12 protein-coding genes and 1 riboswitch are annotated in these 14,588 nt (G+C 66.5%); of the genes, 1 reads left to right on the forward strand and 11 read right to left on the reverse strand.

Annotation, left to right across the window (positions count from 1 at the left end):
* Window positions 1-15 precede the first annotated feature (15 nt).
* From parC to thiC, 9 genes are all read right to left on the reverse strand, one after another.
* The gene (parC, locus tag EWH21_RS04120; protein WP_277699875.1) at window positions 16-2,265 is read right to left on the reverse strand and encodes a DNA topoisomerase IV subunit A; all 2,250 of its coding nucleotides are present in this window, start codon (window positions 2,263-2,265) and stop codon (window positions 16-18) included.
* Window positions 2,266-2,272: 7 nt separating this feature from the next.
* A complete protein-coding gene (locus EWH21_RS04125; protein WP_037054879.1) occupies window positions 2,273-2,797 on the reverse strand; it encodes a TIGR02281 family clan AA aspartic protease in 525 nt (174 codons plus the stop codon).
* Window positions 2,794-3,777, reverse strand: a complete 984-nt coding sequence (locus EWH21_RS04130) for an esterase-like activity of phytase family protein (protein WP_277699876.1) — start codon at window positions 3,775-3,777, stop codon at window positions 2,794-2,796. The genes EWH21_RS04125 and EWH21_RS04130 overlap by 4 nt, the downstream gene beginning before the upstream one ends.
* Window positions 3,777-5,675: a DNA topoisomerase IV subunit B gene (gene parE, locus EWH21_RS04135; protein ID WP_037054875.1), complete on the reverse strand. Its 1,899-nt coding sequence runs from the start codon at window positions 5,673-5,675 to the stop codon at window positions 3,777-3,779. Before parE ends, EWH21_RS04130 begins: the two co-directional genes overlap by 1 nt.
* A 15-nt stretch (window positions 5,676-5,690) precedes the next feature.
* Window positions 5,691-6,302, reverse strand: a complete 612-nt coding sequence (locus EWH21_RS04140) for a YqiA/YcfP family alpha/beta fold hydrolase (RefSeq protein ID WP_152487756.1) — start codon at window positions 6,300-6,302, stop codon at window positions 5,691-5,693.
* Window positions 6,303-6,406: 104 nt separating this feature from the next.
* The gene (gene cpdA / locus EWH21_RS04145; RefSeq protein ID WP_152487757.1) at window positions 6,407-7,222 is read right to left on the reverse strand and encodes a 3',5'-cyclic-AMP phosphodiesterase; all 816 of its coding nucleotides are present in this window, start codon (window positions 7,220-7,222) and stop codon (window positions 6,407-6,409) included.
* Window positions 7,223-7,368: 146 nt separating this feature from the next.
* Window positions 7,369-7,821 carry a DUF1249 domain-containing protein gene (locus EWH21_RS04150; protein ID WP_037054870.1) on the reverse strand — a complete coding sequence of 151 codons (453 nt, stop codon included), beginning with the start codon at window positions 7,819-7,821 and terminating at the stop codon, window positions 7,369-7,371.
* Window positions 7,812-8,411, reverse strand: coding sequence for an NUDIX domain-containing protein (locus tag EWH21_RS04155; protein WP_152487758.1), 600 nt, complete (start codon window positions 8,409-8,411; stop codon window positions 7,812-7,814). The genes EWH21_RS04150 and EWH21_RS04155 overlap by 10 nt, the downstream gene beginning before the upstream one ends.
* Before the next feature lie 115 nt (window positions 8,412-8,526).
* Window positions 8,527-10,410 (reverse strand): phosphomethylpyrimidine synthase ThiC, encoded by a 1,884-nt coding sequence (gene thiC, locus EWH21_RS04160; protein WP_037054868.1) that lies wholly within the window; start codon window positions 10,408-10,410, stop codon window positions 8,527-8,529.
* A 96-nt stretch (window positions 10,411-10,506) separates the two neighbouring features.
* Window positions 10,507-10,613, reverse strand: a riboswitch (TPP riboswitch).
* Window positions 10,614-10,833: 220 nt separating this feature from the next.
* Here thiC and EWH21_RS04165 point away from each other — a divergent pair.
* Window positions 10,834-12,276: a TolC family outer membrane protein gene (locus EWH21_RS04165; RefSeq protein ID WP_152487759.1), complete on the forward strand. Its 1,443-nt coding sequence runs from the start codon at window positions 10,834-10,836 to the stop codon at window positions 12,274-12,276.
* Between the two features lie 91 nt (window positions 12,277-12,367).
* On the opposite strand, the gene waaA is transcribed toward EWH21_RS04165, so the two are convergent.
* Both waaA and EWH21_RS04175 read right to left on the reverse strand, forming a co-directional pair.
* Window positions 12,368-13,633 carry a lipid IV(A) 3-deoxy-D-manno-octulosonic acid transferase gene (gene waaA, locus EWH21_RS04170; RefSeq protein ID WP_277699878.1) on the reverse strand — a complete coding sequence of 422 codons (1,266 nt, stop codon included), beginning with the start codon at window positions 13,631-13,633 and terminating at the stop codon, window positions 12,368-12,370.
* Between the two features lie 43 nt (window positions 13,634-13,676).
* On the reverse strand, window positions 13,677-14,564 hold the full coding sequence (locus tag EWH21_RS04175; protein ID WP_277699879.1) for a LysR family transcriptional regulator: 888 nt from the start codon (window positions 14,562-14,564) through the stop codon (window positions 13,677-13,679).
* Window positions 14,565-14,588: the final 24 nt, after the last annotated feature.

A 14,588-nucleotide genomic window follows, 5' to 3' on the forward strand; every position in this document is an offset into this window, starting at 1 on the left:
GCATGTCTGCCGACGCTATTCCACCAGAAGCTGGTCGACGCGCTGGAAGCCGCGAGGCAGCTTGTTGCCACGGCGGCCGCGCTCACCCTTGTAGTGTTCCAGATCGTCGGCTTTGAGTGTCAGGGTACGCTTCCCGGCCTGTAAAACCAAACTGGCGCCATTGGGCAGGACGGCCAGATCGGTCAGGTACTCCTCGCGTGAGGCCACGCGCTCGCCGGGGATGCCGATGATCTTGTTGCCCTTGCCTTTGCCCAGTTGCGGCAGGTCGGTGACCTTGAACAGCAGCAGGCGACCCTCGGTCGTCACCGCGGCCAGCCAGTCGTCCTCCAGATTCGTGACCGGCTTGGGCGGCACCACCCTGGCACCGTTGGGCAGGGTCAACAGGGCCTTGCCGGCCTTGTTCTTGGCCTGCAGGTCCTCGCCCTTGACCACGAAGCCGTAGCCGGCATCGGAGGCGATCACGTACAGGGCGCTGTCTTCCGGCAGCATCACGCATTCGAAGCTGGCGCCCGGTGGCGGGGTCAGGCGGCCGGTCAGCGGTTCGCCCTGGCCACGTGCCGAGGGCAGCGAATGGGCGGTCAGCGAGTAGCTGCGCCCGGTGGAGTCGATGAACACCGCGTACTGGTTGGAGCGCCCCGGTGCGGCGGCCTTGAAGCCGTCGCCGGCCTTGTAGGAGAGGCCGGTGGCATCGATGTCGTGCCCCTTGGCGCAACGCACCCAGCCTTTTTCCGAGAGCACCACGGTGACCGGTTCGGTCGGCATCAGCTCGGTTTCCGACAGGGCCTTGGCCTCGGCGCGCGCGACGATCGGCGAACGGCGGTCGTCGCCGTACTTCTCGGCGTCCTCGATGATTTCCTTGCGCACCAGCTTCTTCAGCTTGGCTTCGCTGCCGAGCAGGGCCAGCAGCTTCTCGCGCTCCTTGGCCAGTTCGTCCTGCTCGCCGCGGATCTTCATTTCTTCCAGGCGGGCCAGTTGGCGCAGGCGGGTGTCGAGGATGTAGTCGGCCTGCACGTCGGTGAGGCCGAAAGTCTCCATCAGCACCGGCTTGGGATGGTCCTCGGTGCGGATGATGCGGATCACTTCGTCGAGGTTGAGGAAGGCGATCAGCAAGCCTTCCAACAGATGCAGGCGCTTCTCCACCTTGTCCAGGCGGAACTGCAGGCGGCGACGCACGGTGCCGACCCGGTATTCCAGCCATTCGCGCAGCAGGGTGCGCAGGTCCTTGACCTGCGGCTTGCCGTCGAGGCCGATGACGTTGGTGTTGACCCGGTAGCTGGACTCCAGGTCGGTGGTGGCGAACAGGTGGGTCATCAGCTCGTCGACGTCGACGCGGTTGGAGCGCGGGATGATGACGATGCGGGTCGGGTTCTCGTGGTCCGACTCGTCGCGCAGGTCGGCGACCATCGGCAGCTTCTTGGCCTGCATCTGCGCGGCGATCTGCTCCAGTACCTTGGAGCCGGAGACCTGGTGCGGCAGGGCGGTGACGACGATGTCGCCGTCCTCGACGCGATACACGGCGCGCATGCGCACCGAGCCGCGACCGTTCTCGTAGATCTTCAGCAGGTCGGCCTTGGGCGTGATGACTTCCGCTTCGGTGGGGAAGTCCGGGCCCTGGATGTGCTCGCAGAGCTGCTCGACGGTCGCGCCCGGCTCGTCCAGCAGGCGTACGCAGGCGGCGGCGACTTCCCGCAGGTTGTGCGGCGGCACGTCGGTGGCCATGCCCACGGCGATACCGGTGGTGCCGTTGAGCAGCAGGTTGGGCAGGCGTGCCGGCAGTGTCGCCGGCTCGTTGAGGGTGCCGTCGAAGTTCGGTACCCAGTCGACGGTGCCCTGGCCAAGTTCGGCCAGCAGCACTTCCGAGTAGCGCGACAGGCGCGCCTCGGTGTAGCGCATGGCGGCGAAGGACTTGGGATCGTCCGGCGCCCCCCAGTTGCCCTGGCCGTCGACCAGGGTGTAGCGGTAGCTGAACGGCTGCGCCATCAGCACCATGGCTTCGTAGCAGGCGCTGTCGCCGTGCGGGTGGAACTTGCCGAGCACGTCACCGACGGTCCGCGCGGATTTCTTGTGCTTGGCGTCGGCGTCCAGGCCCAGTTCGCTCATGGCATAGACGATACGTCGCTGTACGGGCTTGAGGCCGTCGCCGATGTGCGGCAGGGCGCGGTCCATGATCACGTACATGGAGTAGTTGAGATAGGCCTGCTCGGTGAAGTCGGCGAGTGACCGACGTTCCACGCCTTCCAGGCTCAAATCGAGGGATTCGCTCATGCGGGCCTCATTGCAAGGTTGATTGGCGCAGCACCAGGGTGCCGCCCTTCTGACTGAATTCGAGTTGTTGCAGCGCGCTCATGCCCAGCAGCACTTCGTCGCCGTCCATGCCGGGGGCGATCAGGGCCGCGACGTCGCGCAGTTCGATGTCGCCCAGGCGCAGGGTCGCCAGGCGTGTGCGATGGCCCGTGCTGCGGCCATTGGCGGTACTCAGGGTGATCGGCGCACCGCGCTTCAGGCCGAGCTTGCGCGCCAGGGCTTCGGGGACGGCCACGGCGGTGGCGCCGGTGTCGAGCAGGAAGGTCACTTCCTGGCCGTCGATCTCGCCGTTCACCAGGTAGTGGCCCTGGCGACTGCTGGCCAGGCTGACCTCGACGAAGCCGTTGCCGTGCACGGACTGTGGCGTCTGGTTCGGGTTGCGCTGGCTGTCTTCCCAGTTGCCGAAGAAGTGCGTGGCCAGCAGCAGGCCGGCGCCCCAGGCGAGCACCAGCATGACCCGTCCGGCGCGGCGGCCAGGCGCCTGCTCGCTCACGAGCGCTGGCTCCAGCCGCCCCTGGGCGCGGCAAAGCGCCAGACGATCGGGCGTTGCTCGCCATCGCCACGGGGCTGTTCGCCATTGTCGAGGCCGATCCAGGCGCCTTCCTTGTCGATCCATAGGGCTTCGGCCATGCCGTAGTCCTGGGCGTAGCGACGGGGCTCGCGCAAGGCCTCGTCGGCGAACGACCAGCACAGCTCCGCCACGCCGTCGCCCAGCGCGCGCCGACAGATGCGGTGGGACTGCCGCTCGAGGGTGAAGAGTTTCTCGCCGAAGTAGGCCAGCCCGGAGAAGTCGCGTGCGGCCATCTGCCCACCCAGGGCGGCCGGCGAGGGCTCGTCGCCGCCTTCGCTGGTCAGCACGCAGCCTCCCGTGCAACGCCAACTGCTGCCACGCCGATGCAGCACGGCCAGGCCGCGACGGCGCTGTTCGGCGGCGAGCCACAGGCGTTCACCGGCAGGGTCGACGGCGATGCCCTCGAAACCCTGGTTGAAATGCAGCAGCATGCCACTGGCGCGGGCCTGGCGGACCACGGCGCCGGGCAGGTTGAGCCACTGGGTGCTGCCATTGCTGGCGACCTGCAGCACGGCGGCGCGGGTTTCGCTGATCAGGTAGCGATTGCCCTGCGTGTCGCAGGACAGGCCTTCGAAGTCCAGCTTGCCGCCGCGTACCAGCCCGGCCGCCCAGTTGCGCATGCGCAGGCCCCAGGGCAGGGTGCTTTCCGGCGGTTCGGGGGCGACGAAGGTCTCCGCCTCGGCACGCAGCAGGTCATCCTCCTGGTGCAGCTGGTAGAGGCGATCGTCGTCACGGTCGGACACCGCCCACAGGGCTTCACCGCACATCGCCAGGCCGGACAGGTGGCCGCTGGGCATCTGGGTTACCGGGAACTCGCGCTGCAGCTGCAGCTCTTCCAGCTGCACCGGCTCGGCGTTGGCCACGCCGGCCAACAGACCGAGTGCGAGGAGGTGATGGCGCATCAAGCCAGAACCTCGGCCAGGTTGCCCTTGGTTTCCAGCCAGCTTTTGCGGTCGCCGGCGCGTTTCTTGGCCAGGAGCATGTCCATCACTTCGCGGGTGCCTTCGAAGTCGTCCAGGGTCAGCTGCACCAGACGCCGGGTGTTCGGGTCCATGGTGGTTTCGCGCAGCTGGGGCGGGTTCATCTCACCGAGGCCCTTGAAGCGCGTGACCTGTGGCTTGCCGCGGCGCTTCTCGGCCACCAGGCGGTCGAGAATGCCGTCGCGTTCGGCGTCGTCCAGGGCGTAGAAGATCTCCTTGCCCAGGTCGATGCGGTACAGCGGCGGCATGGCGACGTAGACATGGCCGGCATCGACCAGCGTACGGAAGTGGCGCACGAACAGAGCGCAGAGCAGGGTGGCGATGTGCAGGCCGTCGGAGTCGGCGTCGGCGAGGATGCAGATCTTGCCGTAGCGCAGGCCGGAGAGATCGCTCGAGCCCGGATCGATACCGATGGCCACGGCGATGTCATGCACTTCCTGCGAGGCCAGCACCTCGCTGCCATCGACTTCCCAGGTGTTCAGGATCTTGCCGCGCAGCGGCATGATTGCCTGGAATTCCTTGTCGCGCGCCTGCTTGGCGCTGCCGCCGGCGGAGTCACCCTCGACCAGGAACAGCTCGCAGCGCAGCGGGTTCTGCCCGGCGCAGTCAGCCAGCTTGCCAGGCAGTGCCGGGCCCTGGGTGATCTTCTTGCGTTCGACCTTCTTGCCCGCCTTGAGGCGTCGGCCGGCATTGCTGATGGCCAGTTCGGCCAGGGCCAGGCCGGTTTCCGGGTTGGCGTTGAGCCACAGGCTGAAAGCGTCCTTGACCACGCCGGAGACGAAGGCGGCGGCCTCGCGGGAGGACAGGCGCTCCTTCGTCTGGCCGGAGAACTGGGCGTCCTGCATCTTCATCGACAGGACGAAGGCGATGCGCTCCCAGACGTCTTCCGGGGCCAGCTTGACGCCGCGCGGCAGCAGGTTGCGGAACTCGCAGAACTCGCGCATGGCGTCCAGCAGGCCCTGGCGCAAGCCATTGACGTGGGTGCCGCCCTGCGCGGTGGGGATCAGGTTGACGTAGCTTTCCTGCACGGCGTCGCCGCCTTCCGGCAGCCACAGCAAGGCCCAGTCCACCGCTTCCTTGTTGCCGGCCAGCGTGCCGCAGAAGGGTTCGGCAGGCAGGCGTTCGAACTCGCTGACGGCATCGACCAGGTAGGAGCGCAGGCCGTCCTCGTAGTGCCACTCGACCTTGTCGCCGGCGGCCTTGTCTTCGAAGGTGACGGACAGCCCCGGGCACAGCACGGCCTTGGCCTTGAGCACGTGCTTGAGGCGGCTGACCGAGAACTTGAAGGAGTCGAAGTACTTGGCGTCCGGCCAGAAGTGCACGCTGGTGCCGGTGTTGCGCTTGCCGACGCTGCCGATCACCTGCAGGTCGCTGGCCTTGAAACCGTCGGCGAAGCTCATCTGGTACTCGCTGCCGTCACGCTTGACGGTCACCACCACGCGCGTCGACAGGGCGTTGACCACGCTGATGCCGACGCCGTGCAGACCACCGGAGAACTGGTAGTTCTTGTTGCTGAACTTGCCGCCGGCGTGCAGCTTGGTGAGGATCAGCTCGACGCCGGGAACGCCTTCTTCCGGGTGGATGTCCACCGGCATGCCGCGGCCGTCGTCGAGCACTTCCAGCGAGTTGTCCTCGTGCAGGATCACCTGGATCGACTTGGCGTGACCGGCCAGGGCTTCGTCGACGCTGTTGTCGATCACTTCCTGGGCGAGGTGGTTGGGGCGCGTGGTGTCGGTGTACATGCCCGGGCGCTTGCGCACCGGGTCGAGGCCGGAAAGGACTTCGATGGCATCGGCGTTATAGGCGTTCTGCTGGGCCATGGGCTCTCTTGTTCATCAATTGAATGCGGAAAAGTCGATATCGCGCCAGAGTGTGGCGTCAATGCCGGCAAAAGCGAAGAGTATCGGAAGACGTTCGGCGAATCCCTGGAAACCGTGGTCGCCACCGGCCTGGATGCGCAGCGCGCCGGCGCGGTAGTAACGCTCGGCGTCGCGGTAGTCGAGGGTTTCGTCGGCGGTCTGCAACCACACCTGATAGCGCTCGGCATCGACGGGGGGCGCGACCTCGAACTCGGCCAACGCCGCGACGTGATCCTCGGTGAGTTCCCAGGTCTCGTCGCTGTAGTAGTTCTTCTGCGGGCCGAGGTAGCCGTCGAAGCGCAGGTGAGGCCGTACCGCCGGGTTGATCAGCAGTGCCTTGAGGCCATGCTGCTCGGCCAGGCAGGTGGCGTAGTAGCCACCCAGGGAGCTGCCCACCAGCACGGGTGCGCCCAGTTCGGCGACGAGCGCCTGCAACTGGGCCATGGCCTGGCGCGGGTGATGATGCAGCGCCGGCACGCGCAGCCGGTCGGCCAGGCCCAGGCGGGCCATGGCGCGACTCAGCTGGCTGGCCTTGTGCGAGGCCGGCGAGCTGTTCAGGCCGTGGATATAGAGGATGGATGCAGTCATGGAGCGGGAGGCTACTACAAAAAGCGGTTACAAGCTGCAAGCTGCAGGCTGCAAGAAAAAGCCGGGCGGTGGCCGTTGGGCTGCACTTCTCGCTTGCCGCTGGCTCAATAGCCCTTGACGCTGTAATCCACTTCGAAGTGGATGCCGGTGACGCGGGATATCCCGGTGTCCAGCGTGCCATCGGCGTGCAGGCGCAGCCAGCGATAGCCGGGGGCCTCGCTGCCGACCTGGAACTCCTCGCTGCCGGGGGCGAACTGCACGCAGGTCGACGGCGAGGCGAGCAGGCGCAGGTTGCCGCGCGGCTGGTCGAATTCCTGGTGGATATGCCCCCAGAGCACGGCGCGCGCCTGTGGGTGGCGGTCGAGGATGGCGAACAGCGCATCGGGATTGCGCAGGCCGATGGGGTCCATCCATTTGCAGCCGATGGCCACCGGGTGGTGGTGCAGGCAGACCAGGTGGTGGCGTTGCGGCGCTTCGTCGAGGGCGCGCTGCAGCAGTTCGAGCTGGCTGTCGGCCAGAAAACCGGGAACGGCGCCGGGGATCGACGAGTCGAGCATGATGATGCGCCAGGCGCCGAGGTCGATCACCGGCTGCAGCAGCTCGCTGTCCTTGCACACGGCCTGCATGGGCGGGGTTTCGTCATGGTTGCCGGCCAGCCAGCGGCACGGCGCGCCGATCGGTGCGGTGAGCTGCCGGAAACGCTCGTAGGACGCCACGCTGCCGTCCTGCGACAGATCGCCGGTGGCCAGGATCAGGTCGATCTGTGGCTGCTCCTGCTGCACCTGCTCGATCACGCGTTGCAAGCTGTCGCAGGTATCCATGCCCAGCAGCTTGCCGTCCGCTTCGGCGAACAGGTGACTGTCGGACAACTGCACCAGCAGGACCGAAGAATCAGCGGATGGGATGGGCAGGCTCGGCAAGACCGTCTCCTAGGGCTCAATCAGAGCAATTATGGTGGCTGCCGCAGCAAAGGGAAAACCCAGGAAGCGGACACAGATCACAGAAACTGGCACAACGTCGCGCTATCGGCCAGGGAGTGAAAAGCTTGATCGCCGGGTGGGCGGAGCTACATCACCGGCTGGGGTTCATGACCGCAGGCCAGGCAGTGGCTCAGCCATTCGCCGAGGAACAGGTTGAGCTGGCTCTTTTCATCCGGTTGATGCATCGCCGCGTTGGGGTAGGGGTAGCGAATGTGCAGGCGGCGGGCATTCTCGGCGCCGACCACTTCGGCCATGCGCGCGTCGTGATAGACCCTGACTTCCAGCTGCGGCACGGGCAACCAGGGCAGGCTGTGCTCCTGGCGAACGCGCAGCGTCGTGGTGTAGGGGCAGCTTTCCAGCACCTCCAGCGCCAGGATGCCGAGCAGGTGCTCGCCCTGGCTCAGAGCGACACGGCGGCTCTCGCTCTGTTCGCGCATGCGCGGCAGCAGGCGCATCAGGCGGGCGTAGTTGGCCTCGCAAGCGGCCTGCAGCTCGACCAGGTCGACCCGATAGCGCTCGCGGAGCAGGTTCACGACCACATGCCTCGTACTTCGTCGCGGTTCAGTGCCAGCCATTGCAGGGCGATGATGCTGGCCGCGTTGTTGATGCGCCCGTCACGCACGGCAGCCAGGGCGTCTTCCAGCGGCAGCACGTGCACGCGGATGTCCTCGCCTTCCTCGGGCAGACCATGTACGCCGCCCGCGCCACTGCTGTCGCAACGGCCGAGGAACAGGTGGACGAACTCGTCGGAGCCGCCTGGCGAGGGGAAATACTGGGTGATCGGCCACAGCGGGCCGAGAATCAGATCGGCTTCCTCGACCGCTTCGCGACGGGCGACCTCCTCGGGCTCCTCGTCCTTGTCGATCAGGCCGGCGACCAGTTCCAGCAGCCAGGGGTTGGCCGCCTTGTCCATCGCGCCGACACGGAACTGCTCGATCAGCACCACTTCGTCGCGTTGCGGGTCGTAGGGCAGGACGCAGACGGCGTCGTGGCGCACGAACAGCTCACGGGTCAGTTGCGGGCCCATGTCGCCGGCATATTGCCGGTGGCGCAACTTGATCCGGTCGAGCCGGTAGAAGCCGCGAAAGCACGCCTCGCGCGCGAGGATTTCGATGTCGTTCTTGTCCATGGACACTCCTGATGGTCGTAACGGGCCCGGCAGACCTGTGGTCCGCCGACTGCGGCCCGTTACCCGTCACACTAGCGAGCATAGTGCCGCCAGATCAAGCTTCCATGACGGCCTGCTACACGCGCTGGTAGAGCTGGCTGCCCTGCGCCTTGAACTCCTCGGCCTTGGCCTGCATGCCTTGCTCGGCGTCCAGGTCGACGGCATTGATGCGCTGTTCCTTGGCGTAGTCGCGGACTTCCTGGGTGATCTTCATCGAGCAGAACTTCGGACCGCACATGGAGCAGAAGTGCGCCACCTTGGCCGAATCCTTGGGCAGGGTCTCGTCGTGGAAGGCGCGGGCGGTGTCCGGGTCCAGGCCGAGGTTGAACTGGTCTTCCCAGCGGAACTCGAAGCGTGCCTTGCTCAGCGCGTTGTCGCGGATCTGCGCGCCGGGGTGGCCCTTGGCCAGATCGGCGGCGTGGGCCGCGATCTTGTAGGTGATGATGCCGGTCTTGACGTCATCCTTGTTCGGCAGGCCGAGGTGCTCCTTGGGTGTGACGTAGCAGAGCATGGCGCAGCCGAACCAGCCGATCATCGCTGCGCCGATGCCGCTGGTGATGTGGTCGTAGCCCGGAGCGATGTCGGTGGTCAGCGGGCCGAGGGTGTAGAACGGCGCCTCGTCGCAGCATTCCAGCTGCTTGTCCATGTTCTCCTTGATCAGCTGCATCGGCACGTGGCCGGGGCCTTCGATCATGCACTGCACATCGTGCTTCCAGGCGATCTTGGTCAGCTCGCCGAGGGTTTCCAGTTCACCGAACTGGGCGGCGTCGTTGGCATCGGCGATCGAACCCGGACGCAGACCGTCACCCAGGGAGAAGGACACATCGTAGGCCTTCATGATTTCGCAGATGTCGTCGAAGTGGGTGTAGAGGAAGTTCTCCTTGTGATGCGCCAGGCACCACTTGGCCATGATCGAGCCGCCACGGCTGACGATGCCGGTGACCCGCTTGGCGGTCAGCGGCACGTAGCGCAGCAGCACGCCGGCGTGGATGGTGAAGTAGTCCACGCCTTGCTCGGCCTGTTCGATCAGGGTGTCGCGGAACAGCTCCCAGGTCAGGTCCTCGGCGATGCCGCCGACCTTTTCCAGGGCCTGGTAGATCGGTACGGTACCGATCGGCACCGGCGAGTTGCGGATGATCCACTCGCGGGTTTCATGGATGTGCTTGCCGGTGGACAGGTCCATGACGGTGTCCGAACCCCAGCGAATGCCCCAGGTCAGCTTGGCCACTTCTTCCTCGATGGAGGAACCCAGGGCGCTGTTGCCGATGTTGCCGTTGATCTTCACCAGGAAGTTGCGGCCGATGATCATCGGCTCCAGCTCCACGTGGTTGATGTTGGCCGGGATGATGGCGCGGCCGCGGGCGACTTCGCTGCGCACGAACTCCGGGGTGATCTCCTTCGGGATGTTGGCGCCGAAGCTGTGCCCGGCATGCTGCTCGTCGAGCAGGCCGGCTTCGCGTGCCTCGGCCAGCTTCATGTTCTCGCGGATGGCGACGTATTCCATCTCGGGCGTGATGATGCCCTTCTTGGCGTAGTGCATCTGGCTGACGTTGTGGCCGGCCTTGGCCCGGCGCGGGTTGCGCACGTGGGCGAAGCGCATGGCGGAGAGTTCGGCGTCGTTGAGGCGGCGCTGGCCGAATTCGGAGGAGAGGCCGGGCAGTTTCTCGGTGTCGCCGCGATCCTCGATCCAGGCGCTGCGCACGTCGGCCAGGCCCTTGCGTACGTCGATGCTGACGTTCGGGTCGGTGTACGGGCCGGAGGTGTCATAGACGGTGACCGGGGCGTTGATCTCGCCACCGAAATCGGTCGGCGTCACGTCCAGGCTGATCTCGCGCATCGGCACGCGGATGTCCGGGCGCGAGCCCTGGACGTAGACTTTCTGCGAACGGGGGAAGGGCTGTACCGACTGCTGGTCGACCTGTGCCGATTCACTCAGGTTCTTTTGTTGTTGTGTGCTCATCAAGGCTCTCTCCGGGATAGGTGTCGGAGTTGGAACCTGAGCGGACGAGGGGCGCGAGATACACCACAGGCGGTGTCGAGAGGACTCGCCGGACGCTGGCGAGGACATCTTGTTCCCTACGCAGGCCTTAACCTGATCAGGTTCAACGGGATCCGGCAGCTGCCAATCTCAGCCCCGCATTTGGGGCACCCCGACAAGAACTCGGGCAGTCTAATCAAGCTGATGGAATAAAACCAACCCGGCGGTCAAAAAAACTCGACCCGTGCGTCGGAAACGGACCGTCAGCCATGCGCCGGGCCGATTGTTCCCGACGAGCAACATAGCTTGCCGCCAGCTAGACTGTTCACGCCCATGGCGCGCTTGACCCTCGCCCGTGGCGCCCCGTAGCCTTGGCGATTACCGCCTATTCAAGGATCGACATTCATGTTGCGCAGACTTTCCCTGGCCCTTGCCGTGGCCGCCGCGACGGTGGGCCTGGCTCAGGCCGAAGAGGCCCCGCTGTCCAGCAAGACCGACCTGGTCACCGTTTATCAGGAGGCCGCGAAGAACAACGCTGATATCGCCGCCGCCCGTGCCGACTATCAGGCGCGTCGTGAAGTGGTGCCGCAGGCCAGGGCCGGCCTGTTGCCCAACCTCTCCGCCGGCGCCAACTATGGCGATACGCGCACGAACGTCGATTCGCCGAGTGCCACCCTCTCGCGCAGCGGCCTGGTCTATCAGGCCAACCTCAGCCAGCCGCTGTTCCGCGCCGACCGCTGGTTCCAGCTGCAGGCGGCAGAAGCCACCAGCGAGCAGGCGGCCCTGGAACTGTCCGCCACCGAGCAGAACCTGATCCTGCAGAGCGCCGAGACCTACTTCGCCGTGCTCCGTGCCCAGGACAACCTGGCCTCGACCAAGGCCGAGGAAGCGGCATTCAAGCGCCAGCTGGACCAGGCCAACGAGCGTTTCGACGTCGGCCTCTCCGACAAGACCGATGTGCTCGAGGCGCAGGCCGGTTTCGACACGGCCCGCGCCAACCGCCTGCTCGCCGAGCGCGCGGTGGACGACGCCTTCGAAGCGCTGATCGCGCTGACCAACCGTGACTATGTCGCCGTCGAGGGGATCGTCCACTCCCTGCCGGTGCTGGCGCCGACGCCGAACGACGCCAAGTCCTGGGTCGATACCGCTGCCGCGCAGAACCTCAACCTGCAAGCCAGCCTGTACGCCGTGACGGCCGCCGAGGAAAACCTGCGCCAGCGCAAGGCCGGCCATGCGCCGACCCTGGATGCCGTGGCCAGCTACCAGAAGGGCGACAACGATAGCCTGGGCTTCACCAACTCGGGCACCTTTGGTGCGCCGCGTTACAGCGGTGACGTTGCGCAGCGCTCCATCGGCCTGCAACTGAACATCCCGCTGTACAGCGGCGGCCTGACCAGTTCGCAGGTGCGCGAGGCTTACCAGCGTCTGGGGCAGAGCGAGCAACTGCGCGAGAGCCTGCGTCGTCAGGTGGTGCAGAACACCCGCAACCTGTTCCGTGCGGTGAACACCGACGTGGAAACCGTGCAGGCGCGGCGCCAGTCGATCATCTCCAACCAGAGTGCGCTGGAGGCCACCGAGATCGGCTATCAGGTCGGTACCCGCAACATCGTCGATGTGCTCGACGCCCAGCGTCAGCTGTACAGCGCCGTGCGCAACTACAACGATGCGCGCTACGACTACATCCTCAACAACCTGCGCCTGAAGCAGGCGGCAGGCACCCTCAGCCCGGCCGACCTGGATGCCCTGGGCAGCTTCCTCAAGCCGGACTACAACCCGGACAAGGACTTCCTGCCGCCGGATCTGGCCACTGCCGCCGAGGCGCGCCTGCAGAACAATCAGGATTTCTGATCCGTTGTGAGCAAAGAAAAAGCCCGACCTGAGTCGGGCTTTTTCGTTTTCGGCGCTATCGTCGCGGCGCCCTGCACTCCACCGGCATGGGCTAGAGCAGGCGGCGCAGGCCGTCGAGCAGACGCTCCAGGGCGCCCTGGTTGGCCTTGAGCACGGCCAGGCCGGCTGCGCTCATGCGCTGGGCTTCGGCCGGGGTGTCCAGCAGGGTGGCGGTGCGCTCAGCCAGTTGCGCGGCGTCCGCCACTTCGCTCAACGCGCCGGCCGCGCGCAGTTGCGCGGCGATTTCGAGGAAGTTGAACAGGTGCGGGCCGCTCAGCACCGGCTTGCCCAGCGCAGCGGGTTCCAGCAGGTTGTGCCCGCCGTTGGCCACCAGGCTGCCGCCGACGAAGGCGATGTCCGCCAGTGCATAGAGAAACAGCAGCTCGCCCATGGTGTCGCCCAGCAGCACCTGGTCGCCGGCTTGCACTGCTTCACCCGTGGCGCGGCGGCGTGTCGTCAGTCCATCGCTGAGGCAAAGTTCATGGACCGAGTTGAAGCGCTCGGGGTGGCGCGGGACCAGGATCAGCAGCGCATTCGGCCGCGTCTCCAGCAATTGGCGATGGGCGGCGAGGACGATCTCGTCTTCCCCGGCATGGGTACTGGCGGCGATCCACACCGGGCGCTGCTCGGCCTGCCACTGGCGGCGCAGCTCGGCTGCACGCTGCAGCAGCTCGGCGTCGATCTTCAGGTCGAACTTGATCGAACCGGTCACTTCCACGCAGTCAGGGTGTGCGCCCAGGTCGAGAAAGCGTTGCGCTTCGGCCTGGGTCTGCACGGCGATCAGCGACAGTTCGGCGAGCATCGGTGCGGTGAGTTTGCCAAAGCGTGCATAGCCACGTGCCGAGCGTTCGGACAGGCGCGCATTGGCCAGCGCCACAGGGATGCCGCGCCTGGCGCACTGATGGATGTGGTTCGGCCACAGTTCGGTTTCCATCACCACGGCCAGGCGCGGGCGGACCCGGTCGAGGAAGCGCGCTGCCGCCCAGGGCAGGTCGTAGGGCAGGTAGCAGTGCTGCACGCTGTCGCCGAACAGGGCCTGGATGCGTTCGGAGCCGGTCGGGGTCATGCAGGTGACGGTGATCGGCAGCTCGGGGTAACGCGCCTGCAAGGCGCGGATCATCGGCGCGGCGGCGATGCTTTCACCGACCGACACGGCATGCACCCAGATGCCGCCAGGTTTCAGCGGCGGCAGGGCGAAGGAAAAGCGCTCCTTGATACGGCGCGCGTAGGCGGGCGCCTTGCGTGCGCGCAGCGCCAGGCGCAGGGCGATCAATGGCAGGGCCAGGTGCAGCAGCAGGGTGTAGAGGTGTCTGTTCATGGGCGCGCAGCTTATCGCTGCCGGCCGGGTGCTGGAAGGGCGATCATGCCGGTGGGCGCAACAGCTCGCGTGCCAGGCAGTCCGCCAGCCAGTTGGCGGCGGGGCCGAGCGCGCCGTCGCGGCGGCGGACCAGTTCCACCACCAGTGGCAACGGCGCCCAGTCGCTGCGCAGTTCCTGCAGGTGGCCCTGGTAGGTCGGATACTGCGCCACGTGACGCGGCAGCCAGGCCCAGCCAAGGCCGCGAACCACCAGCTCGGCCATCGCGTAGAAGCTGTCGGCGCGCCACACCAGCGGGCTGATCTGCTCGCCGCCGGGATAGTGACTGTCCTGGGGCGTCATCAGCAGCTGGCGATGCTCGGCGAGATCGCGGCGCTCCACGCTGGTGAGCCTGGCCAGGGGGTGGTGCGGGCTGCACACGGTGACCATCTCGATGCTGCCCAGGTGCTGACTCTCCAGCTCGCGTGGCATCTGCTCATGGTGAAACAGCAGGCCAAGGTCCGCCTGACGCTGCAGCAGCTTGCGCGCCACGTCGCCCTGCGCGCCGCTGGCGAGCTGTACCTCCAGCAGCGGGAAGGCCTCGGCCAGGGCCTCCAGGCTGGCCAGCACCGGTTGGTAGGGCATGGCTTCGTCCTGTGCCAGGCGCAGGCGCGCCTCCTGCCCCTGGGCCAGGCCGAGTGCGCGAGCATCCAGGCGCTCGCATTGCTGCAGCACGCTGCGCGCCTCTTCCAGCAGGGCGCTGCCGGCCTCGGTCAGGCGTGGCTGCCGCCCGCTGCTGCGCTCGAACAGGGTCACGCCGAGGTCGCTTTCGAGCAGGGCGATCGCCGTGCTCACGGCGGACTGGGCGCGCCCGGTTTCCCGTGCCACCGCCGAGAACGAGCGGCTTTCCGCCGTGCGGACGAACAGATGGAGCTGGTCGAGGTTCCAGTTCATGGTCAACCTATCTGTTGTGCTGAT

The organism is Pseudomonas sp. REST10 (genome assembly GCF_029542605.1).
GTDB classification, from domain to species: domain Bacteria; phylum Pseudomonadota; class Gammaproteobacteria; order Pseudomonadales; family Pseudomonadaceae; genus Aquipseudomonas; species Aquipseudomonas khazarica.